The sequence below is a fragment of the Bacillus sp. DU-106 genome (assembly GCF_004799705.1).
In the GTDB taxonomy this organism is placed as follows: Bacteria; Bacillota; Bacilli; order Bacillales; family Bacillaceae_G; genus Bacillus_A; species Bacillus_A cereus.
This window is the reverse complement of the sequence record NZ_CP026607.1, coordinates 3,182,448-3,207,522: the sequence shown is the minus strand read 5'-3', so window position 1 is coordinate 3,207,522 and position 25,075 is coordinate 3,182,448. Positions and strand designations below refer to the sequence as shown.

The window sequence follows — 25,075 nt, the reverse complement described above, 5'->3', positions numbered from 1 at the left end:
TCGTATTATAAATAATTACTTAAAGAAGAAATCGGAACCTTCACCTCACTACCTTCCTTCATATTCCGCAACACAACAGTGTTTGTACTAAGTTCGTCTTCCCCAATAATAAGCACATAAGGGATATTCTCTTTATTGGCATAATTAAGGGCACGTTTTAATTTGCGTCCTGCTAGTTCTAGTTCGACTTTTAAGGAAGTGGTAGAACGTAATTGCTGGGCAATTTGTAAGCATTGTAACTCTGTCCCGAGTGGGATGATAAATAGATCCGCTGTAGATGAGATGGTTTCTTTCTGCGATAGTGCTGTATAAATAACGTCTAAACCGAATGAAATACCGACTGTTGGATAGTTCATATTATCACCACGGAATGCTCCGATAATGTTATCGTAACGGCCGCCGCTACCGATGCTAGATGTAATCGATCTGTCTTTTAAAAAGATTTCATATACAGTACCTGTATACATTGTGAGTCCTCGCGCTAAAAACGGATTAAATATCGTATTTTCATTTATTCCAAGGGCGATTAAATATTGCTGTAATTGTTGTAGTTCGTTTACTCCATCGGCAACGAGTGGATTATTGAAAGCTTCTTTAAAGTCAGCGATAGTAAGCTTTAGACAAGATAATACGGTATTACATATCGTATCAGCCATTTCTTCAGAAATTCCGCGCTCTAATACATCTTTTCGTACACCATCAATCCCAATCTTTTCGATTTTATCTAATGATAAAATGACGTCACTTGTTAACTCAGTAGGGATGTTAATGGCCTGAAGAATACCATTTAACAATTTTCGGTTATTATATTGGATCGTTATCTCTAAGTTTAACGTTCGGAACAGCTCAAACGCCATAGCCATAAGTTCAGCTTCTGCCATGACAGACTCAACACCGACGATATCAACGTCGCATTGTATAAATTCACGAAATCTTCCTTGTTTAATTGGCCCATCTCGAAATACTTTCCCAATCTCATAACGTTTAAAAGGGAGGCGGAGGTTCGGATTCATTGCCACAACCTTTGCGAATGGAATAGTTAAATCGTATCGTAAGGCGAGCTCACGTTTTCCTTGATCCTGAAGTGTATATATTTCTTTTAATATTTCATCGCCACCGCCGTACTTGTAAGACATAAGCTCATACATATTTAACGTCGGCGTTTCTAAAGGTTTGCATCCGTATCGTTCAAACGTATCTTCACAAGCTCTTTTAATTTTATTTCGCAGCACTTGCTCCTCTGGTAAATAGTCTTTCGTTCCTTTTACATTTCTCATTTCCATCATAATCACTCCTTTTTCAAATTAAAAAAAGCTATGCAGGTATAAAAATACCCACATAGCTTTATGAACGCTTCGTGGGTCAACAGGAAAAGCCCTGTACCCACGAAGAAAAATTTTTCTTCGGATACACGGCGTTACGTTTGATGATGAAGTTGGAAAGAAGTATTAAAATTTAGCATTGCAAATCTCTCCTTAACGTAAGTTTTTCCAAATTATATCAGATGATTTTTGAATTATCAATATTTTTAGTTTTGAAATATACGTGAAGTTATGTAGGAGAAATGGAAAAGGGTGTATAATAAAACTTAATAATATGAAATAACCTTTTAAGGAGATCACTATGAAAAAAGATAAAACAAATGCGATGCGAATATTAGATAAAGAAAAAATTGAATATTCGATGATGTCATATGATCCAGACGATGGGAAAATTGATGGCGTATCAGTAGCCGAGAAAATTGGACGAGAAGTGAGAGAAGTATATAAAACGTTAATCGCTCAAGGGAATAGTAAAAATTATCATGTGTTTATTATTCCGGTAGATGAGGAACTAAATTTAAAAGCTGCCGCAAAAGCAGTAAGTGAAAAGAAAATTGAAATGATTCCTGTTAAAGATATTACGAAAGTGTCAGGATATATTCGCGGTGGTTGTTCACCAGTCGGAATGAAGAAGTTATTTTCTACATGTATTGATGAAAGTGCCCAATCACTTGAAACGATGATAGTAAGTGGCGGGAAAATTGGTATACAAATTGAGCTTAAAGTAGATGACTTGGCGAAAGTGACGAGAGCGCAGTTTGGAGAGGTAACGAAGTAAATATACATAGGAAAAGAAGTTCTAGTTTTATCCCGCTATTTGCCGGGCAGTAAGACCCTCATCTCAAATTTCGGCGGAAGCAAAGAAATTAGGTGGGGATCAACTGCCCGTAAAAGCCCGATTGGTGAGGGCTGATTGTCCTTTTTTATTTACAAACTGGATAAAGATTGAATGTTTAGTTTGATATAGGCATGTAATCTGAATTGTTTGTTTGGCTTTGGGAGAAGGTAAAACCTCGATGCAAGAACTTGAAATAAACAAGCAGGGTTTATTCCTAAAGATAGACAAAGAACCGGAGAGTGTTTAATGAGGAGTCAAGCAATATCCATAAGAAAGCACCAATTGGGGGATGCCAGTATTTTTGAAAAAACACGCTAATAGTATGCAAGATTTTATACAGTTTTTTGGCTAATCCAGTAACAAACAAGAGCACTAAAACCACGTTAGGATAGGAATGTATATAATATGTATAGATTCATAGAACTAAAAAAGGGTTCACTTGTGAGAGCAGGGTTGTCCTTTTTCCTCGCTAACGCTAATGATGGGTTATGTTAACCTCATATGTATAGAATATACAGTTAACTAAAAATGAAAAGTTTACAATTAAAAATGAACAATAAAAAACAGTAATGTAAAATGAACTGCACCCCAATTGTTAGACACCGTCTAACAATTGGAGGTGCAGTTTTTTATGACTAAATTTAATTCAGAACAGAAAATAAATGCTGTAATACGTTATCAAAATGGAAATGAAAGTATATGGGATATTGCGAAATCATTTGGTGCGAATTATGAAGTCGTTCGGATGTGGGTAAAGCAATTTGAATCTCACGGAATACATGCATTTAAAAAAGGCTATACATCCTATTCCATGGAGTATAAACTAGACGTACTTAATTATATGAATGAGAATGGGACGTCTCCAAATGAAACAGCCGTTATTTTTAATATTTCTTCACCTGCACTTATTAGAAAATGGCGCACTCAATTACGTACAAAAGGAATAGACGCCCTTGCATCAAAGAAGAAGGGGCGTCTATCCATGACTAAAAAAAATCCAAAATCAATCCAAAATCAAACACCAGCTGAAGGATCAGTTGAGGAGCTACAAGCTGAGTTAGAGCGTTTACGTATGGAGAATGCTTATTTAAAAAAGTTGAATGCCTTAGTTCAAAACAAAGAAAAATCACCAAACAAGACAAATCACAAGTAGTCTATGAACTGAGGAACGATTTTTCGGTGAAAGCACTTCTGAAATTAGCAGAGATCCCACGCAGCACGTACTATTACTGGGTAAAAAACTTCAATCGCTCAGATAAAGATAGAGAATTAAAAAACTTAATTCAAACGATTTATGACGAGCACGAAGGTCGCTATGGATACCGTCGTATTCGTGATGAATTGACGAATCAAGGACACAAAGTCAACCATAAAAAAGTTCAACGAATCATGAAAGAGCTAGGTTTGAAGAGCCTAGTTCGTATGAAAAAATATCGCTCTTATAAAGGGAAAGTAGGTAAGATTGCGCCAAATATTTTAGACCGCAACTTTATAGCTGAAAAGCCTAACGAAAAGTGGGTTACAGACATAACAGAATTTAAATTATTCGGCGAGAAGCTCTATCTATCACCGATGTTAGATTTATTTAATGGGGAGATTATTGCTTATACAATCGGTTCAAAACCAACCTATTCACTTGTTTCGAAAATGTTAGAGAAGTCCTTTCAACGATTAACAAAAGAAGATGAACTCTTGATTCACTCGGATCAAGGTTGGCAGTATCAAATGAAGAAGTATCGTCATGCCCTACAAGAACATAAAATTACTCAAAGTATGTCTCGCAAAGGGAACTGTTACGATAATGCGGTTATTGAAAGTTTCTTTGGTATTATGAAATCTGAATTTCTTTATCTCAAAGATTTTGAGAGTATAGAACACTTTAAACAAGAATTTGAAAAATATATCGATTATTATAATCACAAACGAATTAAAGCAAAATTAAAGGGCGTGAGTCCAGTACAATACCGAATTCACGCCCTAACAGCCGCTTAATGAAATAACGTGTCTAACTTTATGGGGTCAGTTCAAAATCACTACTGTTTTTTATTGTTTCTTATAAGTGAATCATTTGTACTCCTGTCTATATAATTTAAACGAATAAATAGCTCCAATAAAGAATACAAAAGCTTCAAATAATATAAAGATTTGACGAAAATTCTCAATATCTTTACCAACTAAAGAAATAAATATAGCATTCATTAGAATTTGAGTAGTAAACATACGAGAAGTAATTTTTAAATAAATAGTATTTGTTCTTTCAACCGGTTTACCAATTTTTTTGTAAATAATAATAAGTGCAATTACTGAACCAAAAAATAGAAGTGCTGTAAGTCCTACAACGATATTAAAATTGGCTGTACTTTCTAACATCCATTTATTTAATAGATCGATCATTATTATCTTCCTTTCCTACATAAGAGAATATTTTGTTCTTCTTTTTCACTATAATAAAAAAAGGAAAAAGAAAACATCGAACTTTCTTACAAACATTCGTGTATTCTTACAGTTTTGTCATTTTGTAAATGTATTCACCGCCCTGTTTTTCACTATTTTCTTTGGAAAACATAGTGAATTACGAGAAAGAGCGCTACAAGATCAACTTCTGAGAACAAAAATTATGTAAATAAGCTGTTCACTGGATTCTCATAGAAAACTTTGGTGAGATAAAATTTTTGATTTTGTAGCACTTTAAAATCTTAGCTAGAGGGCTATTTATCGGTTTCTCACAATAAAAAGGCAGGAACATATCAAATATGTTCCTGCCTTTGATTTTATTAAGTTTAATATCTATGACCTAAATATAATAGAATTTGGAGCTTCTTTTTATTTTAAGTAAATTGGGTAATTAGACTATAACATTAATGTTTATCGTTGAATATAATGGAGGTGATGTTATATGGCTCTTACTACAGGACCAATTGAAAACGTAGGAAATCAACCTGCTAATGCAAATAAAGTTAGGGTGAAGATCCTTAACCGTACTGCGGGCCCACTTACTGGAGTAGCTAGAGTTTTTAGACTTGACGGTTCATTAGTATTAATTGAACAGGTAAACTTCAATGTGAATTCTAATGCTTCTACTTTTGCAACTCTAAGTTTAGTTCATCCTGCTCTTGGACAAGCATTTGAATATGAAGTTCAAATTGTTCCTAATCAACCTGGTGGACTATATAGTGTTTATGGACTAACAGCTGAAAATGTTATTATTACTGCACAACGTGTTGTGAACTCAGAATTGACACAGTTTCTTTAATTAAAATAGATTGGTGCCTACATGGTATCCAATCTATTTTTGTACGTATTATTCAGAGAAAGAAAGGTTTTACACAAAAATAAAGATAGTTATGGAAAAGGGAAAAGTCGAGCTATCATCTTAATTTTTATTATTTCTGTCTTAGACCGTATCTGTTTTGTGGCACGGTTTTCTTTGAATGCATTTTATTCAAACTGTTTTTTAAAGTATTTATCAAATATGCATTATTGCATAAATAAATTTAAATTTATAAGTTAATATTAAACTACTTTTTAGTTGTAAAGAATATGTTAATAATCTTTATAAGAAAAGGATATTCCTTGTAAAAAGTGAAATTGTTTGGAATGTGAATAAACAAAAAGTTTAGAAGTGATACAGACTGGATAGAGTCTTGTATTAAATAAACAGAAAAGGGGTATGGGTTTCTAAAAGGTTTCGGGGGTTAGAAAGCACTTTTTAGTTAATAGCTTTAAATTATATTTTAAAGGGGAATGGGTATATGAAGTTTCGAAATACAAAGATCGCTATGGTTACACTATCTTCATTTTTTATTTTAGGTTCTGCATCTCTATCATTCACAGATACTATACACGGTGAAGTGGTTCCTGCATCAGCACAGGAGATTATTGTAAAAAATTATGACGATACATATTATAATAACGCAATAGGAAAAACGGGGTTAGAATTAAAGAAGGAACTGCATAATATTATTGATAATCATACAAAGTTATCATACAGTGCGGTTTGGGAAGCGTTAAGAGATACTGATGAAGATCCAAATAATAAAAATAATGTGATACTCTTATATACTGGTCGTTCGCAAGGGAAACTTACGAATGGATCAGGAGTAAATAACTGGAACCGAGAGCATGTTTGGGCAAAATCTCACGGTGACTTTGGAACGACTGCAGGACCTGGAACAGATCTACATCATTTAAGAGCGACGGATGTATCTGTAAATAGTTCACGTGGAAATCTAGATTTTGATAACGGTGGTGTAAATCATTCTGAAGCGACAGAATGTAAATATGATAGTGATTCTTGGGAACCTCGTGATAGTGTAAAAGGAGATATTGCTAGAATGCTGTTTTATATGGCTGTTCGTTACGAGGGGGACAACGGCGAAATAGATTTAGAACTAAATGAAAAAGTGAATAACAATAAAGATCCATACATGGGGAAACTATCTGTTTTATTAAAATGGAATGAACAAGACCCGGTCGATGATTTAGAGCGAAAGCGTAATGAAGTGATTTTTACAAAATATCAACATAACCGCAATCCTTTTATTGATCATCCAGAATGGGTAAATAAAATCTGGAACTAAGATTTTTAAAGGTATTATATTTTGATAAAAGGGATTGATCATTATGATCAATCCCTTCTTATATTTTTACTAGAATAAATGATTTTTATAGGACTAGTGAGGGGAAATAGAATAGATATTTATATGGAACGATAGTACTTATTTATCTAGTTAAGTATTTAGTAAGGTCCCCACTCAATATTCACCCCAACAATAAGAAAAACAAGTCCAATGATAAACCAAATGAGTGCAAGTGGAGCCATGAAACGAATCCATTTTCCATAAGAAATCCCGCTTGCTGCGAGAACGCCCATTAAAACACCGGAAGTTGGATTTAAGCAGTTTACTACACCTTCTCCGAGCATAACAGCCTGTACTGTAACTTGGCGTGTAATGTGCATGAAATCAGCTAATGGAGCTAATATCGGAATAAAAATAACCGATTCTCCTGTCCCGGATGAAATAAGGAAATGTAATGCAGCACTACTTACGTACATACCGATAACGCCAAATACAGGGCTTTGTCCTTCAAGAGACTGTGCGAGCTGGTTAACGATAGTATCAAGTAATTTGCCCTGTTCTAAAATGACTGAAATACAGCGAGCCATTCCGACAATTAAAGCACCATAGATAAGGTTTTGGCAGCCAGTTAGAAAAGTAGAAGCGATATCGTTTGCTTTCATGCCACCTATTATTCCGGCTGTAATTGCTATGAAAATAAAAGTAGCGGTCATTTCTGCGTCCGTCCAATGCAGACGAAAAGCGCCTATTAAAAATGCAATTAATGATAAAGCTGAAACGAGTAAAATTAATTTATGACGTATCGTCCAAGGAACTTCCTTTTTCTCTGCTTCTTTTTCGCTTGAAAGAGCGTTACTTGGAAACCAGTTGTCGCCAAGGATGCTTCCTTTATTCGATTTTTTCAAGCGCTTTACATACCAATTTATATATAGAATGGTAGCAAGTAAAAAAGATATATAGATTGCGGTGCGTAAACCAATCCCGGAAAACATCGGAAGTTCTGCGATCTTTTGTGAAATGCCTAAAGGTGAGGGAGATAAAATAGTAGCATTAAAACCAGCATAAGTGCCTAAATAAATAATTGCTACACCGACGATAGCGTCCCATTTTAACGTGCGGGCAACGATGATGCCGATAGGGATAAAACCGATAACTGAGTTAACGATAATGCCAGTCGTTCCAAGAATAGAAAAAAGTGCGGCAACGATACAAATGAAAAGTAATTGCTGATTACGAAATTTGTTAATAACATGATAGATTAAACCGTCAAGAGCACCTGTTTTTTCAAGAATTGCAATGGCTCCACCTGTAAATAAAATTAGAAAGATAATAGGGGCAGCAAGTGTCATTCCTTTTTCAATAGCGGTAAAAAAAGAAACAAATCCTACGGGTGATTGCGGAACAGAATGATAGCTACCTGGTATTGTCGTTGTAACGGTCCCGTTTGTAACCCTTTTAAATTCTCCAGCAGGAACGAAATAAGTAGCAATGGCGCAAAGTAAGGCAATAAAAAATAGTAGTACGTACGCATCAGGCATTTTAAACTTTTGTTTACTAGGTTGTTTTTTTGCCTCAGTTTGTATTTGCATAAAATCCCTCCTTCTTCACTTGGTTAATTTTTAATATTCTGAATTTAATCTGTGAAATAGATTATAATAAAGGTAGCTTCTTAAGGCAATAGTTTTTGTATCCTTTTCCCGCACGTACAAATTATTGCAATATTAGACAGGGAAACGATAATAAGCCAAGAATATGTTATGTAGAAAGAAAAAGGAAAAGAGGGAACAAGATGTGGAAAACTACTGATCTATGTGATGAATTTGAAAAGGAATTACAAATATGTCGCCAGTCTTTTCGGTCTTTTGGGAAGAAAGAACAATTCCACGGGAAAATTGCAACTGTAAAAGTGAAAGATGATAATGTACTAGTGAAGGAAGGATTGCAAACATTACCAGAAGGAACAGTATTAGTTGTTGATGGCGGAGCGTCTACGAATTGTGCGTTACTTGGTGATAATTTGGCAGCTATTGCGGAAGAAAGAAAGCTAGCAGGAATTATTGTGAATGGGTATGTTCGTGATTCTAGTGAACTAAAGAATATTAATATTGGTATTTTAGCGTTAGGAACGATGCCAAATAGAAGTGTGAAAGAAGGAAAAGGAGAACGAAATATTTCATTGCACTTTGGACAAGTGGATTGGAATCCAAATGAATATGTCTATGCGGATGAAGATGGCGTCATTATTAGTGAAAAGAGTTTACATCGTTAAGAGTTAATAAGTTATTATTCTTAGAAAATAAATCCGATAAAGCATGGACAAAATTCTTTGTCAATAGTAAAATAATACAGAAATTTAAAATTTACAGAATGTATAGGTTTATCGTTTTACGATAACTTAAATGGAAGTAAGTTGTGCCAAGAAAAGTGAATGTTATCACAATGATACGTTCATAAACAAAATTATTTTTCCTATACAAATATAGCCGCGAATAATGCGGGTAGGAGGTGTTGTACATTTTTGTTCGACACTTACAAAAAGAGAGTGTCAATCGCACGCCCTTGAAGGGCCTTTTTTTGTGTAAATGGTAGTAAGGGAGGAAATTTTGGGATGGCAATGTTGAAAAAGTGGCTGCTTACGTCGTTAATGGCAGTGACACTTGTATTTGTTTCTTTTGCGAATACAGTACATATTACGTTTGCTGAAGAAAATACAGCAAAACTTGCAATTATTGGGGAATCACAAAAGGGCATTATGTTATGTCCGAAAGAAGAGCAAATTAAAGATGGGGAAACAGCTTTAAGTTTGCTGCAAAAGGTCATGGGGGACAAAGTAGAATCTGAAACGATGTCGTTTGGAACATATGTAAAAGGAATCGATGGTTTAATGGCCGGGGCTACAAGTGCTTGGCTATATGATGTAAATGATAAGTCTGCAGAAGTCGGAGCAGATAGTTATAAATTAAAATCTGGAGATGTTGTTGTCTTTCGCTTTGTTTCAGACTGGAGCAATATAAGCCAGGAAACATTGAAAGAAACGTTAGATAAGTTCGGGACGTGTAAAACAGAAGAAACTAACGGTGGCAAACCAGAAGAACCAAAGACGGATGATCCAAAACAAGAAAAACCAGAAGAATCGAAGACGGATGATCCAAAACAAGAAAAACCAGAAGAACCAAAGACGAATGATCCAAAACAAGAAAAACCAGAGGGTACAAAAATAAATGATGAAAAACCAGAACAACCAAAGCAAGAGAACATTCAAGATCCAAGTGCACAATTAAACGAAGCCATTTCTAAAACATCAGATAAGATGTTACAAGATGGAATTGAAAGTGACTGGGTAGCTGTAGCGCTTTCTCGTTCTGGAAAGAATGTGCCAATTGAGGCAAAATTAAATTATGTTAAGTCAGTAACTGAAAAAGTAGAAAAGCGCATTAATCGTTTTTCAGCGACAGATTTAGCTAGAACAATTATTATGATGAATGCAATGAGTGCAGACCCTAAAAATGTAGGTGGGCATAATTTAGTTCAAAAATTGTATGAGTCAGATAAAGTGAATTCTGTTACAGGTTATGCATTTGCTTTACTTGCATTTGATACGAAGAAGTATGAGATTCCAGTTGAATCAAAATGGAACAGAGTTGCTTTAGTTGAAGCACTGTTAAATAATCAGCATACAGACGGTGGATGGACTTATAATAGTTCAGGTAGTAAAGATAGTGCTAGTAGCGTTGATGTAACAGGTATGGTTTTATCAGCATTAGCTCCTTATCAAGAGCGATCAGATGTGAAACCAGCTATACAAAAAGCTGTTGCATATTTATATAACGAACAGCTGCAAAATGGTGGTTTTTCAGCTGATGGACAAGAAAATTCAAATAGTACTGCGCAAGCAATTATTGGATTATCGCTTGTTAAAGATGTAGATCAAAATCGTCTTCATAAGGCAATGCAAAACCTATTATCATATCAACTTTCAAATGGTGAATTTAAATGGTTACCAAGTGATCAAAATGGTAACGGAATGGCTACAGAACAGGCTCTTTTAGCATTACTTCAATTTAAGGAAATGGGAAAATCTATTTATGATTGGTCTAATGTAGACGCTGGTAATGTAATTAAGCCAAAACCGATTGAAGAGCCAGAAAAGGTCGTTGAACCAGAAAATAATGTAGTAGAAAAAGAAGTTACTGAAGAACCGAAAGAACAAAAACAAGTACAACAAGAAACAAAAGATGAAAATCTAAAAGTAGTTGTAGATAACGAACCGGTTAAGAATAAAAAAATCGGAAACGGTAACAGTCTACCAAAAACAGGAGCATCTTCTCATAGTGCAGCAACAGAAGTAGGTATGGGTGTATTATGTATTGCTTCTGCATATGTATTATGGAGACGTAAAGCAGCTTAACAAAAAATTAGGAGCAATTATTTGCTCCTAATTTTCGTATGAAAGGTGAGAGATAGGATGAGTAAGGTGAAATGGTTCATTTCTTTACTGCTTTCGCTCGGGCTACTTGCCGGATGTGAAGAGGCAGCTGTAAAGCCTGAAAAGAAGGTAGAACCAAAGCAAGAAGAGGTAGCGAAACAAGAAGAACAAAAAGATGAAGCGAAGCCAGAAGAAAAAGCAGAAGAAAAGCAAGCTGAATCAGAGCAAAAGCAGCAAGAAGAACAGAAAGAGAAACAAGAACAAAAAGTAGAAGAGAAGCCGAAAGAGGAAAAGCCGCAGGCACAATCAGAGGTAAAGAAAGAAGAGAAACAACAGGAACAACCGAAAGAGCAACCTGCTGTAAATAAGCAACCAGAGCAGCAACAAGTACAAGAAGAGAAACAACAACCGAAAGCACCAGAAGTAAAAGAAGAAGCAAAGGTTGTGAACCAGCCGAAAGAAACACCGAAGCAGGAGCAAAAAGTTGATCCGAATAAAGCGGAGAAAACGATACCGACTCCGGCAGTACCAAAACCTGAACCACCAAAAACAGATCCAGTACCAGTACCGAAACCACAAGCAAAACAAGTAACAATCTCGGTAAAAGGAAATAACGGATATATAATGGGTGCGAAAAAGATGGATGTACAAGATGGCGATACTGTGTATAAAGTATTACAACGTACAGGATTAGATGTTGATGCAAGCGGATCTAGAGATAGTATTTATGTAAAAGGTATTAATGATTTATATGAAAAAGATATTACGGATACTAGTGGATGGAAATATCGTGTGAACGGTGCTTTTCCAAACCATAGTGCTGGTGTAGCTACGGTAAAACCAGGAGATACAATTGAGTGGGTATACGTATTACAATAAGAAAGGCATTCGGTAAAGGGCTATGAAAATAAGTTTTTCTTCTTTACATCCTTTTGTGAATTTTTTCTATTATATCGGGGTGATGATACTATGTACGATGTGTCTTCATCCTCTTTTTTTAATTGGAGCAATAGTATTAATTATTATGTTAAATGTGATGCAAGGAAATAGCGAAAAGATAAGAAAGATGTTACCGAGCACAATTGTTTTCTTTTTTATGGTAATTTTATTTAATTCGTTATTAACGCATAGAGGTCGAACTACGTTATTTTGGTTAGGTGATAGCCGTATTAAGCTTGAGGCGATTATGTTTGGAATAGTAATGGGGTTATTACTAGTTGCAGTTATGTTTACGTTTGCGTCATACAATGATATTATTTCCAGTCATAAATTTTTATATTTGTTTTCAAGAATTTCACCGAAAGTTGCATTGTTAACGATGATTACAGTGAGATTTGTTCCTTTGTTTATAAGACGATTAAAGAAAATCACACTCGTCCAAAAAACGAAAGGTGTGCAGGTAGATTCAGGTTCGATAATTGAACGCGTCAAAAATGGTATGCAATTGCTGCAAGTATTATTAATTTGTTCATTAGAAGATGCACTGCAAACGGCAGATTCTATGCAAGCTCGTGGATTTGGTGTAACGAAGCGTACGACGTATATTCGCTATAGAATGGAAAGGCGCGATTGGTATACGCTCAATTATTTAATCATTTTATTTATAGCTGCTATTGTATGTAGTAATTATGGCGGAGGAAAATTAATTATTTATCCGAAAGTCGAATCTATTTTCTTCCAGCAATACGATGGGATGATGTTTGTTGTATTTACGATGTTTATTAGTTTACCAATCATAATGGAAGGGAGAGAATGGATATGGTGGCGCATGCAGAAATAAACAATTTATCATTTGTATATGCTGATGAAAATGAAAAAGCGTTACAGCATATTTCTCTTTCTGTTCAAAAAGGTGAGTTTATTGCACTTGCTGGAGGATCGGGATCTGGGAAGACGACGTTATTAAAACATTTTAAAAAGGAGTTACTTCCAATTGGTACGCGTTCTGGAGAGATATTTTATGAGGGTGTTTTAATAGAGGAAGTAGCTGATTTGTTATCTGCCCAAGAAATTGGGATGGTATTTCAAAACCCAGAAAACCAGATTGTTATGGATACAGTGATTCAAGAATTAGCATTTTCTTTAGAAAATATCGGATTACCATCACATATTATTCAAAAAAGAATAGCAGAGCTTATTAGCTTTTTAGGATTTCAAGATTTATTGCATCAATCTGTTCATACGTTATCTGGTGGGCAGAAGCAGCTTGTCAATTTAGCTGCGGTATTAGTTATGCAGCCGAAATTGCTATTATTAGATGAACCGACAGCGCAGTTAGATCCAATCGCTGCAAAAGAGTTTTTAGGATTATTAAAACGGATTAATGAAGAACTTGGAATTACGATTATTTTAAGTGAACATCGTTTAGATGAAGTTATCCCGCTTGCAACACGCGTTGTTTGTATGGATAATGGCCGTATTAAGTATGATGGTAGTCCTAAAATTGTTATTACGGATATGTGGGGAGTAGAAACATTCCGTCCATTTATTCCGCAAATTCCAAGGCTATTTTTAGAGTGGAATGTGAGAGATATTCCGTTTACAGTGCGAGAGGCGCAAATGAAAATGAATGATTTTGCAGCGATATCATATGTAAATGACCCAATAGCACAAAGTGAAAAGCAAGAGGTAATTTTAAGCGCAGAGCATATTTCGTTCCAATATGAAAAAAATAGTCCGCTTATTTTACGTGATTTATCAGTTTCGATTGAAAAAGGAAAATGGGTAGCGCTCGTTGGGAAGAACGGTACAGGTAAGTCTACACTGTTAACGATTTTAGCAGGATTACAAAAAGCGAGAAGAGGAAAAGTAAAGTGGAACGGAAAAGTGGTACATAAAATCGATTCGAAAGAACGGTTTAAAAGTATTGGGTATGTATCGCAGCATCCGTATTACCATTTTACATTTGATACAGTATGGGACGAGGTTTATGAACGTGCGCGTGAATTATATGGAGAACAAGGAAAAGAAATAGCAGAAGATACGCTAAAACAGTTTTGGTTGTACTCGCTTAAAGAACGCCATCCGCATGATTGTAGCGGAGGAGAGCAACAATTACTTGCGTTATGTACGACGTTATTATCAAAGCCAACGATATTATTACTTGATGAACCGACAAAGGGATTGGATCCATGGAAGAAAGAAAGAGTAGGAGAACTATTTAGGAAGCTGCAAAAAGAAGGTACAACAATTGTAATGGCAACGCACGATATTGAGTTTGCAGCGAAATACGTGGATCAATGTATGATGTTATTTGATGGAACAGTCATTATGAATGATGCACCGAAAGAATTTTTTAGCGGCAACTTCTTTTATACAACATCTATTAATCGATTCATTCGAAAAGAATTGCCATATGCATTAACATGGGAGGATGTGTACGAAGCGTGTCCAAACGATATGTTGCATTCATAATATGTATTTTTGCAGTAATAATCGGCACATTGCTTTTTACGACACTTGTCATGGACGGTTATTACATGTTAAGTAGTTTGTTTCTATTAGCGGTTATTATGTTACCTTTCTATATCCGTTTTGAAAGAAAGGCGTTTGTTTCACGTGAAATTGTTCTCGTTGCTGTATTAGCGGCAATTGCAGCAGTAAGCCGGGTGCCATTTTCTATTTTACCAAGTGTACAACCAACTTCTTTTGTCATTATCGTTTCTGCAATTGTATTTGGAAGTGAAACTGGTTTTATGATTGGTGCTACAGCAGCAATCGTATCTAATATTTTTTTAGGACAAGGTCCATGGACACCGTGGCAAATGTTTTCGTGGGGCATGATTGGTTTTATAGCAGGTTTACTTCGTAATACATTTTTTATGAAAAAGCTATGGGGGAGACTTCTTTACGGAGTAATTGTTGGCTTTTTATTTGGCTGGATTATGAATTTCTGGGGCCTTCTCGGTTTTATACGAGAAGCAACATGGGAAACTGTCATTTCGTATTATATCGCAAGTTTTTACTTTGATTTGAGCCATGCGATTTCGAATGTTATTTTCTTATTACTATTTAGTACTTCATGGATTACGATTCTTACAAGATTTAAAAAGAAATACGGTATATTAGATGAGCATAACGTGACATAGAAAAGCATACTCATATAAGGTAGGATCGCGACTTACATATTCGTTTGCCTCTTTCATGCTTCTTACATAATGTAAGGAGCATTTTTTTGTCAAAAAATCGATTCAATATGCATCCGCTATTATATAAAATTATTTGTATAATTGTAGGTGAGAACTTTTTTCAAAAGGGAGGTGTATAGTTAATGAAGTTAGTTATTCCGAAGCAACATGGTGCATGGGCCATGCTTGTTATTCCTTTTTTATTAAGTGTCATACTTGGGAAACCTACTATTTATCATATTCCATTGTTTTTAGCGTGGTTCTTTATCTATTTAGCTACGTACCCATTTCTTACGTACATAAAGCAAAGACGAAAAAAAGAGTTTTTACAAGTTGCCATTATTTATTTTATTATTGCGTTCCTATTTGGGATGATTTCTTTATTATATGAGTGGCGAATTCTTTTATTCGTAATAGTAATGATTCCATTATTTATAGTGAATATGTATTACGCTCGTCAAAAAAATGAAAGAGCACTATTAAATGATATTTGTGCGATTATTGTGTTTTGTATCGGTGGGTTAATTAGTTATTCCTTTTCAATGAAGCAAATCGATCATACAGCATTATTCATTGCGCTTATTTCATTTTTATACTTTTTAGGTAGTACGTTCTATGTGAAAACGATGATTCGTGAAAAAAATAACCCGAAGTATCGTCTTATATCTTGGGGATATCATATCGTATTAACGATAATCATATTTGTGATCAATCCGTGGTGTTCTCTTATTTTTATACCAAGTGTCATTCGAGCAATTGTGTTGTATGGCAAAAAAATTTCTATTATAAAAGTAGGAATTTTAGAAATTGCTAATTCTGTATATTTTTTAATCATAACGGCAATAATTATGAAGTATGCCATTTGAAAAAACTTCCCATCAATTGATGGGAAGTTTTTAATCTTTTTCTAAAATGTGAACGGTGTACTCGCAACGTTGAATAGCTTGTTCAACAGCATAAAGTGATTGTTCAATACGAGCGCGATTAAAATCTTTTTCAACTGTTTCGAGCGCTTCTTCTAAACAATTTTTAGCTTCTTGTAATGATTGAAAAGAATCTTGTACATATCCGCGAGCATTTTGATGCATTTCATAATCCTCCTTGCATGTTCGTATATGGGTAGTATGAACAGTAAGGAAGAAAATATAATTTGTTATATTTATTATATTTGTTTGACAATTGAAGTGGAATTACGTATAGTAAGAATTAAGTGAATATTTTCTTATCCAGAGAGGTGGAGGGACTGGCCCAATGAAACCCAGCAACCGCGATGCAGGTGCTAATTCCAGCAGAACATATTTGTTCTGGGAGATAAGACGAAGATATATACGTAACTTCTTCTTATCGGAGAGGTTTTTTTATTGCAAAAAAACCGATTACGAAAATTTATATTAAGAAGAAAGGGGTTGCGCATTACTGTGACACTCGAAAAATACGTAAAACTGCGTAGTACAGTTTATGAATATATGATAGAGCAAGATAAGCCGATATCATTGTTAGATATTCAAGAACATATCGTTTCGCATCATGAAGGAAAATTCACGAAAAAGATGTTGCATCAATTTTATTTATCAAGATTATTAGACGAACTAAAACTGGATGGGAAAATTACATTAGCTGATGAATATCTCTATGCTGAAAAAGGGGTATTGTATAAGGCGAGAAAAGGGAGCTAAGCTCTCTTTTTTTCTTAAAATAACGGAGTATGTAGAGTAAAAGACTGCTAAAGCAGCCTGATACAGGGAATGGTGTTGAGTGTGTAGTGTCAAAAATTGAATGTGCCTGAAAGAGGCAATTCATATCGGCTGCAAATGAAAAGAGACACCTTCGCCGAATAGGTGTCAGTCGTTTTGTCACGTAGACTTGCTACTTAACAGTAATTAGAATAACATGCAGGATTTTTGAAGTCAAAAGGGAATTAAAGGAAGGGGTACAATTATGTACGCTTACTTATTAAAAGATATAACGAAATGAATCCCAAAGTACATTGTAGATAAGGGATATGAATATTATGAAGATGGGCATGTAGAAGATGTTGAAATACAAGATAAAAAAGTGTTTGCTTTCGTTACTGGAAATGCAGGGAATTATGAAGTAGTTATCGATCTCGAAGATTTTTCAGAAAGTAACTGTGAGTGTCCCTATGGAAATTATTGTGAACATATGGTGGCAGTTGTTTATGATATGCAAGGTGCTGGTGAGAGTGCAGTTAAAGAGAAACTGAAAGATTTAGAAAAAGAAGAGTTACTTATATTATTAAATCGATTGTTGCAAAGTTCGAAAAACGTACAAATTGTAGAGAAGTTATTAAAGAAGGAGAAACTTTAACGTATAGAGGGAGTTGTTTTGTAGTGAACGTACTAATTATATATGCTCATCCTAACCCTTCAAGTTTTAACGCGGCGATTTTCAATCATGTGCAAAAAGGACTACAGGAAACAAATCATTCAGTTACCGTACTTGATTTATACAAAGAACAATTTGATCCAGTCCTCGTATTTAATGAAGAGAAGAAAAGACGCGATTTAGTAAATGAAGAGGAAACAGCTCGGTATAGAACGTTAGTAGAAGAAGCAGATACACTTCTATTCATCTATCCAATATGGTGGTGGGGGATGCCAGCAATTTTAAAAGGATTTATCGATCGTATTTTCGTAGCTGGATTTGCTTATAAATATGAAGGGGCTCTGCCGAAAGGATTATTGCAAGGGAAAAAAGCATGGGTTATTAATACGTTAGACTCGCCTCTATGGTACGTCGCATTGTTATATCGATCAGCAGATTGGATTATGATGAAGAGAGGTATTTTACGTTTTTGTGGCATTCGCGATATAAAACGCTCAGTGTTTCAATCTGTGAAAACGAGTAAAGTATCAAAGCGTGAGAAATGGTTATTACAAATAGAAGAAAAGGCTCGTGCATTATGAATGAAGTCGATCGTATTATAAACTGTGTTCAGTATGATGGCGAACTTTTTCGGAAGTATGTTACGTGTTTACTTCAATTGAAAAAATGCAGCGAAACATTTCAGCAAATTCAAATAGAGTTAAGAAATGATTATTTAATAAGAGGAATTTGTGAAAGAGAAGTTGATCAGGTAGTAAGGGGAAGTAAAGAATATGAAACATATTTTCTTCCTAAAGCGTTACAGTGGAATTTTTTGAGGGAACATCCACACCTGATCGGAAAAATTTGCGAAGATTTTTTTGCATTTGAGTCATTACATCTTACGGAATCAGAGTGGGAGAAGATTATAAATTGCGTGGGAAATAAGTGATTTATTATGTAAAAAAGCTAGTATAAAACTAGCTTTTTGTTTAAATAAATAAGAAACATAGACTAATGATAAAACCCGCATATAGTAAGTTCACAACACAAAATCCCATAATGTCACGAGCACCTAAACCAGCTATCGCTAATGCTGGTAATGCCCAGAAAGGTTGAATTAAATTCGTCCAAGCATCGCCCCATGCAATTGCCATTGCTGTTTTTGCAGCAGGTACACCAAGTTCAGCGCCAGCTGGAATCATAATTGGTGCTTGCACAGCCCATTGACCGCCGCCAGATGGAACGAAAATGTTAACAATGCCAGCACTTAAAAATGTAAAGAGCGGAAAAGTCGTTTCATTTGAAATGCTAATAAAGAAATTAGAAATAGCTCCTCCAAGTGAAAGTCCTTCACTATTTGCTCCAATCATCATGCCCATAATTCCTGCGTAAAACGGAAATTGAAGTAAAATGCCAGAAGCACTTTTCGTAGAGTCTGAAAAAGCACGAATATACTGAATCGGAGTACGGTGGAAAATAAGACCTGCAATTAATAACATAAAAATCACGATATCGAGAGTAAGGTTAAAACCTTTCGTATAAAAGTAATTGAAAATATAAATGAGACCTAACAATCCAACGCAAAGTGTAATAATAATGCTATTTTCCATCTTTTCAGCGAACGTATTTTTTTCTACTTCTTGAGCAGCAGCTTCTTCATGGAACACGCTAGGATCTACTGTAATCGTATGTTTTTCATCTGGATGCATCGCTTTATTAATGAGAGGCATCGTAATGAGAAAAATAATAACTGGAACGAGAGCGTATGGTGAGAATAACGTTTCTGTTATTGGAATCGCCTCTTTAATACTTCCAGCAGTCGTTTTAATTAACGTTTCACCGCCTGTTGCTAACGTAAGAGGAATAGAGGCAGAAAGACCGGCATGCCAAATGAGAAATCCAGAGTAAGAAGAGGCGATTGCTAGTCTATAATCTAATCCGTCCAGCTGCCTTGCCACTTCTTTTGCGTATAAAACAGATACAACAATTCCAAAGCCCCAGTTTATGTATGCACCGAGTAAACTTACAATTGAAATGGCAATAATGCCTTGTCCAGTTGTTTTTGGTAGTCTGGCAGCTTTCGTTAATCCTTTTTTAATAAGAGGAGCATTTGCTAAAGCAGATCCAGTCACGAGTACAAGTGCCATTTGCATAGAAAAGGCGAGGAGTCCCCAAATTCCATTACCCCAGTGATTAATCATTTCTACAGGTGTTTGGTGAGTCGCAAACATACCAAAGAAGATAACGAAAACAGTTAGTAAACATGATAAAATAAACGGTTCTGGCAAGAAGCGTTGCACTAAGGCGACGCAACCATTTGTAAAGGAACGAAACAAAATAGATCAACCTCCTTATGTATATGTATTACAATTATTCGAGGTTGTTTAGGAGATAACCTTCAATATAAAGAAAATTCAGATATTTACAGAGTGGTAATTTATTGATAGATTGATATAGAGCCTCGTATCAAATTCTGCTTTTAATATACTAGAAGAAAAACGGTTGGAAATGGGATAGCACTTATAGGGATAGTATAGAGAAAGGTTACTAGCTGGCTTCAAAGCAACTGTTGCAAAGGGAGAGGAGATTCAATACAATAGTGTTGCATTACATGAGAAATATGTTTTAGCACAAATCTAGCTAAAAATGTTTATACAAATACATTTAAAATTGATGGGGTAATTATGATCAAAAGTTTTTATCTTTTAAAGCCTAAAATGTTTACGGCAGATATATATTATAAAGTTTTTATTACAGGTGACTGTATATATTTTATAAAGATTGGCGGACAGTTTCATAGCCGACATGCTTATAAAAAACAATTACCTGGTATTTCAGAGCTATTGTTTTTGTTTTGGTTCAAAAAAATTGAGAAAAAACAATTAAACTTAGAAACTGAAATAGATGCAAAAATACATACTGGTGATGTACATGAACTCTTGCAATTAAAGAATAACTTTTCAATTGAAATAAATATAATTGAAGAGGTACTATTAAATAAACGAGGAACGTTTCATACAGGTTTTAATGATAATGGAACAATTTCCTTTATGTTAAAAAATGATCAAAAAATAAAGTTCATCATACCGGAAGAAACTTTATTTTCATCTATAGAAGAAATTTTCGACCAATATGAACAGACAATCTTTGTAAGGGAAGTGTTTTAAAGGAAACGATTAATTTATTATCTTTTTAATAAAGTGATAGAAAGCTTCATTAAAAAGATGAAGCTTTTTACTTATAAAAGATAACAAAAGTAATACATTCATTACTACATTTGTGTGTGAATTCAAGAAAAATTAAACCACCTAGCCCCTAAAGAGAATATAGGAAGCAGATGGTTTAGGTGTTTTGAGAGGTATCCTGTTTTCAGGATTTAGTTCAAATTATTGATTTGCATTTTTATATCGAGTAAATTTAAGTTTCTGGAATAATTGTAATAGCGACAGTCCGAACCGGAGTCTCTATTTCGTCGCCTTTACTTTGGCTATTGTAGTATTTAATCATTAATTCGTTAAGTTCGTTTTGAAATTTTCCAAAGTGTTCTTCATCTAGCTTTAATTCTACTACAGAAAAAGTAGCAGTATCTTCTTGACTGTTTTGTTCCTCTAATTTCTTAAGGTAACTTTGATATTGTGTCATAAGTGATAACTGATAATAGGAAATGTAGTTTAACTTTTCATCATCAGATAATCCTTTCCATTCACTTCCTTCAATTTTTGCATCTTCTTCATTGATTGCGTAATATTTTTCAGAAACAGATTTCACCTTTTTTTCTTTAATTACATGGACGATACCAGAATCAACCATAGTTTGTAGCTGTCTATATAGTGTGGCTTGTGGTACATTTTTAATGATTTTTACCATTTCTAATGGTGTTAGCCCATCTTCCTTATTTCTCATTAACACTTGGCAAATTTTCATTCTTACCGGATGCATTAAAATTTCAACTTTATTATTCATTCGCTCACCTTATTTATTATGTATTTTTATTCTCATTATAAATAATGAGAATAAAGTTTGCAATTCATTCGTTTATGTTTTATCATTATCAATAATGAGAATGAATTTAGGGAGGAATGACAATAATGCAACTACATTATGGATTGAATGATCTTAAAGACATTGATATTATGACTTTTCTACCCATTATATTGCCAGTTATTGCAGTGGGGGTACTTTTAGTTTTCATTGCATTCATTGATTTATACCGACATAGAAAAACAAGAAAAAATGTACTTGTATGGACGTTCATTATTCTTTTCATTAATGTATTGGGACCTATTTTCTACTTCGTTATAGGGAGAAAGGATAGTGAGAAATTATGAAATTAGAGATTAAAAATGTAACAAAAGTATTTAAAAGAAAAAGTGCGGTTAATAATTTCTCGATGGAACTGCAAGCGGGGGAATGCGTCGGATTAATTGGACCGAACGGAGCAGGGAAATCCACATTAATAAAAGTAATTTCGGATATTATTCATCCAACTGCTGGTGAAGTTTTATTGAATGGGATAAAAATATCAAAAATGAAAAGTGAAATTGGTTATTTACCGCAATATCCTAATTTTTTCCATTGGATGACAGCGAGAGAAACGCTTACCTTTATGGGCCAACTTTCGGGATTGAAAAAAGAAGAATTGTCAAAGTCGATTCCAAAGATTTTGGAGAAAGTTGGACTAAAGGACGAAGAAAACGCAAAGGTTAGTACATTTTCTGGTGGAATGAAACAACGACTTGGTATTGCACAAGCATTATTGCATAAACCGTCACTTATTGTCATGGATGAACCGGTATCCGCATTAGATCCAATCGGCCGACGGGAAGTATTGAATTTAATTGAAGAAATAAAAAAAGATACAACCATTTTATTATCAACCCATATATTAGGCGATGCGGAAGAAATCTGTGAACGATTTGTCATTATAAAAGATGGAACAAAAATAGAAGATACAACGATTACGGAACTTTTACATCGTAATAGTGAAAATAAATTAATGATTGAAATAACAGCTAAAGATCAAAAGTGGATTGAAATTGTAAAAAAATTACCGTATGTGAAGGACGTTGAAGTGGTTGGGCTTAAAATCAAAGTGAAGGTTGAAAGCATTGAAATAAATAAAAATATGTTATTGCAAAATGCACTCGAACATAAAGTGAACATCGTTAAATTTGAAATGAGCAACGATACTTTAGAAGAAATCTTCTTGAAATTGGTGGTGCAAAAATGAATAACTCAATTGTATTGATAAAAAAAGAATGTGTTCAAATGTTACGTGATTTCAAGATTATTTGGCTACCAATTGTTTTTATATTTTTAGGCGCAACACAACCGATAGTAACTCATTATTTGCCATCAATTTTAGAAGCGTTAGGTGGAGGACAGGGAATTACCATTGATTCGAGTATGGCAACGCAAAAAGGGGGCGAAGTATTAGCGAGTACTTTGGGATCCCAGTTTGATCAGCTTGGACTTATGATTCTAGTGATTTCTATGATGGGTGCTATTCAAACAGATAAAGCTAATGGTATGTTGGCCTTTATTTTAACAAGGCCTGTTACTGTTCCTTCATATGTAGGTGGGAAAATAGTGTCGAACTATTTAATGGTAGCGTTTAGTGTAACAATTGGATTCGTTACTTCTTATATATATGTAAATTATCTTTTTACTGTTGTTCCATTCGCACACCTAATTACTGGATTACTATTTTATTTAATTTGGGTTCTTTTTATCGTATCTTTCACAACAATGATAAGTGCTATTTTTCAAAGTCAAGGTATGATTGCATTAATTTCAATTGTTTTCCTTTTAGCTTGTAGAGTAATCGTCGGTTTGAATCCAATAATGGATCAGCTTAATCCAGCCAGTATGAGTAAGTATGCAATGGAAATGTTAGTCACGGGGGGAGTAAATTCAAACGCAATAATCAATGGATTACTAACTATAGTATGGATTTTATTGACACTCTTCGTAACGTTTTATTGGATTGCTAATAAAAAGTTTAATGATGAATAACCATGATGAGTATAGTAGATTTACGAATGCTTTTAAACCTGGAATAATATAATGGATTCAAATAAAAAACCGAAATAAGAAAAAGCTTCCACTACTGTGGAAGCTTTTCTAAATGATGTGCAATATCAATATACATATTTGAGTAAACCGAATGTATTTCATTACTTGGCGTTGCGTTAGAAGAGAAATGAACGATTACCATATTTGTTTTCGGATCGATGTAAAGTGTTTGTCCGTAACTACCTAACACTTCGAAAGCACCTTGTTCATTGTGCGGAATCCACCATTGATTATGATAAGAAATGGAAGCTCCAGGGGCAATTGCAAGTTCACCTTCTTGGACATTTTTTATATCTTTAGTAATAGAAGAAGGGAGAATTTGTTTTCCATTATATTCCCCGTTGTTTAATAGTAATTGCCCGAATCTCGCCATATCTCTAGCAGTTGCATTTAATCCAGCACTAGCTTGTTCTACTTTTGTTTCATCTGTAACGTAATACGCGTTTTCTTCCATACCAATTTGAGACCAAATTCGTTCGCTTACATTTTCAGCTAGTGATTTACCAGTAATAGTTCTAATAATCCAAGCGAGCGTTTCTGTTGATCCGTTATTGTAAGAAAAGGAAGAACCAGGCGGTGCAGTTTCTTCGGCTTCCCGTAACATATCATAAATTTTCATCGGACCGTCGTAATTTTTGCCGCGGGGTAAAATATTGCTAGCTAAATATAATTGTGCATCTTGATTTTCTAGCCCAGGTTGCTCATATCCATGAGTAGGATATTCAGCTGAAACTTGCATGTCCATTAATTGCTGAAGTGTGGCATTACCGAACGGTGTGTTTTTTAATTCTTTTATGTAAGTGTCAGCTGTTTTCTCTAAATCGATACGATTCTCTTCAGCGAGAGATTGTATAATTGCCCCGGTAAAGACTTTTGCTAATGATGCCATACCATGAGGTTCATTCTGTTTATACCCATTGAAATATCGTTCGTAAACAAGTTGTCCATTATGTACAACGACAAAAGCATCTGTTTTGTTATCATCTAAAAGTTTTTTTAGAGGAGTTGTATTTCCGAATCTACGCTCCACAGCAAAATCGTCTAAGTTTTGCAATGCGGAAGGGAAGTGAGCAATTTGGTCAGGATTGTTTTTTACGTCATTAACTAAAGTGAATTCTTTCATGTGTGTGTACGACCAACGTAAGTAAGGGTCATTTAACCAGTTTTCTTTTGTCACATTATGTTTTGATGGGGTCGTTTTATTTTGTTTGAAGTAAGTAAACCCAAGCCCTGTAATTACAAATATGAATGTTAGTATAAGTAAGAGTAGGGGAGATTTTTTTAGTTTCATATATGGCCCTCCTTTTTATTTCTACTATAAGTATACGCTCGGCTTGAAAGAAATACAAAATAAGGAAAGTAAACGGGGAAGTTTACTT

26 protein-coding genes, 1 pseudogene and 1 riboswitch are annotated in these 25,075 nt (G+C 34.6%); of the genes and pseudogenes, 20 read left to right on the top strand and 7 right to left on the bottom strand.

Features of this window, described 5'->3' with window-relative positions; translation table 11 throughout:
- Nucleotides 1-5: 5 nt before the first annotated feature.
- Nucleotides 6-1,286 (bottom strand): histidine--tRNA ligase, encoded by a 1,281-nt coding sequence (locus C3Y97_RS16350; RefSeq protein WP_324256723.1) that lies wholly within the window; start codon nucleotides 1,284-1,286, stop codon nucleotides 6-8.
- 337 nt (nucleotides 1,287-1,623) lie between these two features.
- On the opposite strand from C3Y97_RS16350, the gene ybaK reads away from it, so the two are divergent.
- Both ybaK and C3Y97_RS16340 read left to right on the top strand, forming a co-directional pair.
- Nucleotides 1,624-2,100: a Cys-tRNA(Pro) deacylase gene (gene ybaK, locus C3Y97_RS16345; RefSeq protein WP_000710860.1), complete on the top strand. Its 477-nt coding sequence runs from the start codon at nucleotides 1,624-1,626 to the stop codon at nucleotides 2,098-2,100.
- Nucleotides 2,101-2,791: 691 nt separating this feature from the next.
- Nucleotides 2,792-4,152 (top strand): IS3 family transposase gene (locus tag C3Y97_RS16340; RefSeq protein WP_136363522.1). Its coding sequence is split into 2 segments (ribosomal slippage): nucleotides 2,792-3,248 and nucleotides 3,248-4,152, totalling 1,362 coding nucleotides; the frame shifts between segments, so codons are not numbered across the junction.
- Between the two features lie 72 nt (nucleotides 4,153-4,224).
- On the opposite strand, the gene C3Y97_RS16335 is transcribed toward C3Y97_RS16340, so the two are convergent.
- Nucleotides 4,225-4,554, bottom strand: coding sequence for a hypothetical protein (locus tag C3Y97_RS16335; protein ID WP_000566269.1), 330 nt, complete (start codon nucleotides 4,552-4,554; stop codon nucleotides 4,225-4,227).
- A gap of 139 nt (nucleotides 4,555-4,693) precedes the next feature.
- Between C3Y97_RS16335 and C3Y97_RS28480 the strand changes: the two are divergent.
- The 3 genes and pseudogenes from C3Y97_RS28480 to C3Y97_RS16320 form a co-directional block, all read left to right on the top strand.
- Nucleotides 4,694-4,780 (top strand): annotated as a pseudogene (locus C3Y97_RS28480) (transposase); the annotation flags it as partial.
- Nucleotides 4,781-5,056: 276 nt separating this feature from the next.
- Complete coding sequence (locus C3Y97_RS16325) at nucleotides 5,057-5,413, top strand: hypothetical protein (protein WP_001229415.1); 357 nt, start codon at nucleotides 5,057-5,059, stop codon at nucleotides 5,411-5,413.
- 499 nt (nucleotides 5,414-5,912) lie between these two features.
- Entirely contained in the window at nucleotides 5,913-6,740 is an 828-nt protein-coding gene (locus C3Y97_RS16320; RefSeq protein WP_000672193.1) for an endonuclease I family protein, read from the top strand.
- Between the two features lie 158 nt (nucleotides 6,741-6,898).
- Here the strand turns inward: C3Y97_RS16320 and C3Y97_RS16315 are convergent, their stop codons facing one another.
- Nucleotides 6,899-8,329, bottom strand: coding sequence for a YfcC family protein (locus tag C3Y97_RS16315; protein ID WP_001166974.1), 1,431 nt, complete (start codon nucleotides 8,327-8,329; stop codon nucleotides 6,899-6,901).
- 200 nt (nucleotides 8,330-8,529) lie between these two features.
- On the opposite strand from C3Y97_RS16315, the gene rraA reads away from it, so the two are divergent.
- The 7 genes from rraA (at nucleotide 8,530) to C3Y97_RS16280 (ending at nucleotide 16,159) form a co-directional block, all read left to right on the top strand.
- Nucleotides 8,530-9,009: a ribonuclease E activity regulator RraA gene (rraA, locus tag C3Y97_RS16310; RefSeq protein WP_000266037.1), complete on the top strand. Its 480-nt coding sequence runs from the start codon at nucleotides 8,530-8,532 to the stop codon at nucleotides 9,007-9,009.
- A 339-nt stretch (nucleotides 9,010-9,348) separates the two neighbouring features.
- Nucleotides 9,349-11,148 carry a DUF4430 domain-containing protein gene (locus C3Y97_RS16305; RefSeq protein WP_001241062.1) on the top strand — a complete coding sequence of 600 codons (1,800 nt, stop codon included), beginning with the start codon at nucleotides 9,349-9,351 and terminating at the stop codon, nucleotides 11,146-11,148.
- Between the two features lie 57 nt (nucleotides 11,149-11,205).
- Nucleotides 11,206-12,045, top strand: a complete 840-nt coding sequence (locus tag C3Y97_RS16300; RefSeq protein WP_136363521.1) for a DUF4430 domain-containing protein — start codon at nucleotides 11,206-11,208, stop codon at nucleotides 12,043-12,045.
- Nucleotides 12,046-12,067: 22 nt separating this feature from the next.
- A complete protein-coding gene (locus tag C3Y97_RS16295) occupies nucleotides 12,068-12,946 on the top strand; it encodes an energy-coupling factor transporter transmembrane component T (RefSeq protein WP_002204741.1) in 879 nt (292 codons plus the stop codon).
- On the top strand, nucleotides 12,919-14,580 hold the full coding sequence (locus C3Y97_RS16290) for an ABC transporter ATP-binding protein (RefSeq protein ID WP_033689027.1): 1,662 nt from the start codon (nucleotides 12,919-12,921) through the stop codon (nucleotides 14,578-14,580). Before C3Y97_RS16295 ends, C3Y97_RS16290 begins: the two co-directional genes overlap by 28 nt.
- Complete coding sequence (locus tag C3Y97_RS16285; RefSeq protein ID WP_000044904.1) at nucleotides 14,553-15,254, top strand: ECF transporter S component; 702 nt, start codon at nucleotides 14,553-14,555, stop codon at nucleotides 15,252-15,254. Before C3Y97_RS16290 ends, C3Y97_RS16285 begins: the two co-directional genes overlap by 28 nt.
- Before the next feature lie 182 nt (nucleotides 15,255-15,436).
- The gene (locus C3Y97_RS16280; protein WP_000779983.1) at nucleotides 15,437-16,159 is read left to right on the top strand and encodes a YwiC-like family protein; all 723 of its coding nucleotides are present in this window, start codon (nucleotides 15,437-15,439) and stop codon (nucleotides 16,157-16,159) included.
- Nucleotides 16,160-16,189: 30 nt separating this feature from the next.
- On the opposite strand, the gene C3Y97_RS16275 is transcribed toward C3Y97_RS16280, so the two are convergent.
- Nucleotides 16,190-16,381 carry a hypothetical protein gene (locus C3Y97_RS16275; protein ID WP_000554032.1) on the bottom strand — a complete coding sequence of 64 codons (192 nt, stop codon included), beginning with the start codon at nucleotides 16,379-16,381 and terminating at the stop codon, nucleotides 16,190-16,192.
- A 131-nt stretch (nucleotides 16,382-16,512) separates the two neighbouring features.
- A riboswitch (SAM riboswitch) is annotated at nucleotides 16,513-16,611 on the top strand.
- Between the two features lie 100 nt (nucleotides 16,612-16,711).
- Between C3Y97_RS16275 and C3Y97_RS16270 the strand changes: the two genes are divergently transcribed.
- The 4 genes from C3Y97_RS16270 (at nucleotide 16,712) to C3Y97_RS16255 (ending at nucleotide 18,570) form a co-directional block, all read left to right on the top strand.
- Nucleotides 16,712-16,969: a hypothetical protein gene (locus tag C3Y97_RS16270; RefSeq protein ID WP_000171476.1), complete on the top strand. Its 258-nt coding sequence runs from the start codon at nucleotides 16,712-16,714 to the stop codon at nucleotides 16,967-16,969.
- 298 nt (nucleotides 16,970-17,267) lie between these two features.
- The gene (locus tag C3Y97_RS16265; protein WP_232305177.1) at nucleotides 17,268-17,621 is read left to right on the top strand and encodes an SWIM zinc finger family protein; all 354 of its coding nucleotides are present in this window, start codon (nucleotides 17,268-17,270) and stop codon (nucleotides 17,619-17,621) included.
- Nucleotides 17,622-17,644: 23 nt separating this feature from the next.
- Complete coding sequence (locus C3Y97_RS16260; protein WP_001101572.1) at nucleotides 17,645-18,220, top strand: NAD(P)H-dependent oxidoreductase; 576 nt, start codon at nucleotides 17,645-17,647, stop codon at nucleotides 18,218-18,220.
- Nucleotides 18,217-18,570, top strand: coding sequence for a hypothetical protein (locus tag C3Y97_RS16255; RefSeq protein ID WP_001006479.1), 354 nt, complete (start codon nucleotides 18,217-18,219; stop codon nucleotides 18,568-18,570). Before C3Y97_RS16260 ends, C3Y97_RS16255 begins: the two co-directional genes overlap by 4 nt.
- A 40-nt stretch (nucleotides 18,571-18,610) precedes the next feature.
- Here the strand turns inward: C3Y97_RS16255 and C3Y97_RS16250 are convergent, their stop codons facing one another.
- Complete coding sequence (locus C3Y97_RS16250; RefSeq protein WP_000490030.1) at nucleotides 18,611-19,957, bottom strand: short-chain fatty acid transporter; 1,347 nt, start codon at nucleotides 19,955-19,957, stop codon at nucleotides 18,611-18,613.
- Nucleotides 19,958-20,305: 348 nt separating this feature from the next.
- On the opposite strand from C3Y97_RS16250, the gene C3Y97_RS16245 reads away from it, so the two are divergent.
- Nucleotides 20,306-20,788, top strand: coding sequence for a hypothetical protein (locus C3Y97_RS16245; protein WP_000597306.1), 483 nt, complete (start codon nucleotides 20,306-20,308; stop codon nucleotides 20,786-20,788).
- Nucleotides 20,789-21,038: 250 nt separating this feature from the next.
- Here the strand turns inward: C3Y97_RS16245 and C3Y97_RS16240 are convergent, their stop codons facing one another.
- Entirely contained in the window at nucleotides 21,039-21,584 is a 546-nt protein-coding gene (locus C3Y97_RS16240) for a transcriptional regulator (protein ID WP_001060889.1), read from the bottom strand.
- A gap of 125 nt (nucleotides 21,585-21,709) precedes the next feature.
- On the opposite strand from C3Y97_RS16240, the gene C3Y97_RS16235 reads away from it, so the two are divergent.
- Genes C3Y97_RS16235 through C3Y97_RS16225 form a run of 3 tightly spaced genes read left to right on the top strand, consistent with a single transcriptional unit; the run spans nucleotide 21,710 to nucleotide 23,636 of the window.
- Nucleotides 21,710-21,949 (top strand): PLD nuclease N-terminal domain-containing protein, encoded by a 240-nt coding sequence (locus C3Y97_RS16235; RefSeq protein ID WP_001175971.1) that lies wholly within the window; start codon nucleotides 21,710-21,712, stop codon nucleotides 21,947-21,949.
- Nucleotides 21,946-22,851: an ABC transporter ATP-binding protein gene (locus tag C3Y97_RS16230; RefSeq protein ID WP_086401351.1), complete on the top strand. Its 906-nt coding sequence runs from the start codon at nucleotides 21,946-21,948 to the stop codon at nucleotides 22,849-22,851. The genes C3Y97_RS16235 and C3Y97_RS16230 overlap by 4 nt, the downstream gene beginning before the upstream one ends.
- Nucleotides 22,848-23,636, top strand: a complete 789-nt coding sequence (locus tag C3Y97_RS16225; RefSeq protein ID WP_001065773.1) for an ABC transporter permease subunit — start codon at nucleotides 22,848-22,850, stop codon at nucleotides 23,634-23,636. Before C3Y97_RS16230 ends, C3Y97_RS16225 begins: the two co-directional genes overlap by 4 nt.
- Before the next feature lie 91 nt (nucleotides 23,637-23,727).
- Here C3Y97_RS16225 and C3Y97_RS16220 read toward each other — a convergent pair whose 3' ends face one another.
- Nucleotides 23,728-24,987, bottom strand: coding sequence for a serine hydrolase domain-containing protein (locus tag C3Y97_RS16220; protein WP_060851914.1), 1,260 nt, complete (start codon nucleotides 24,985-24,987; stop codon nucleotides 23,728-23,730).
- Nucleotides 24,988-25,075 lie beyond the last annotated feature (88 nt).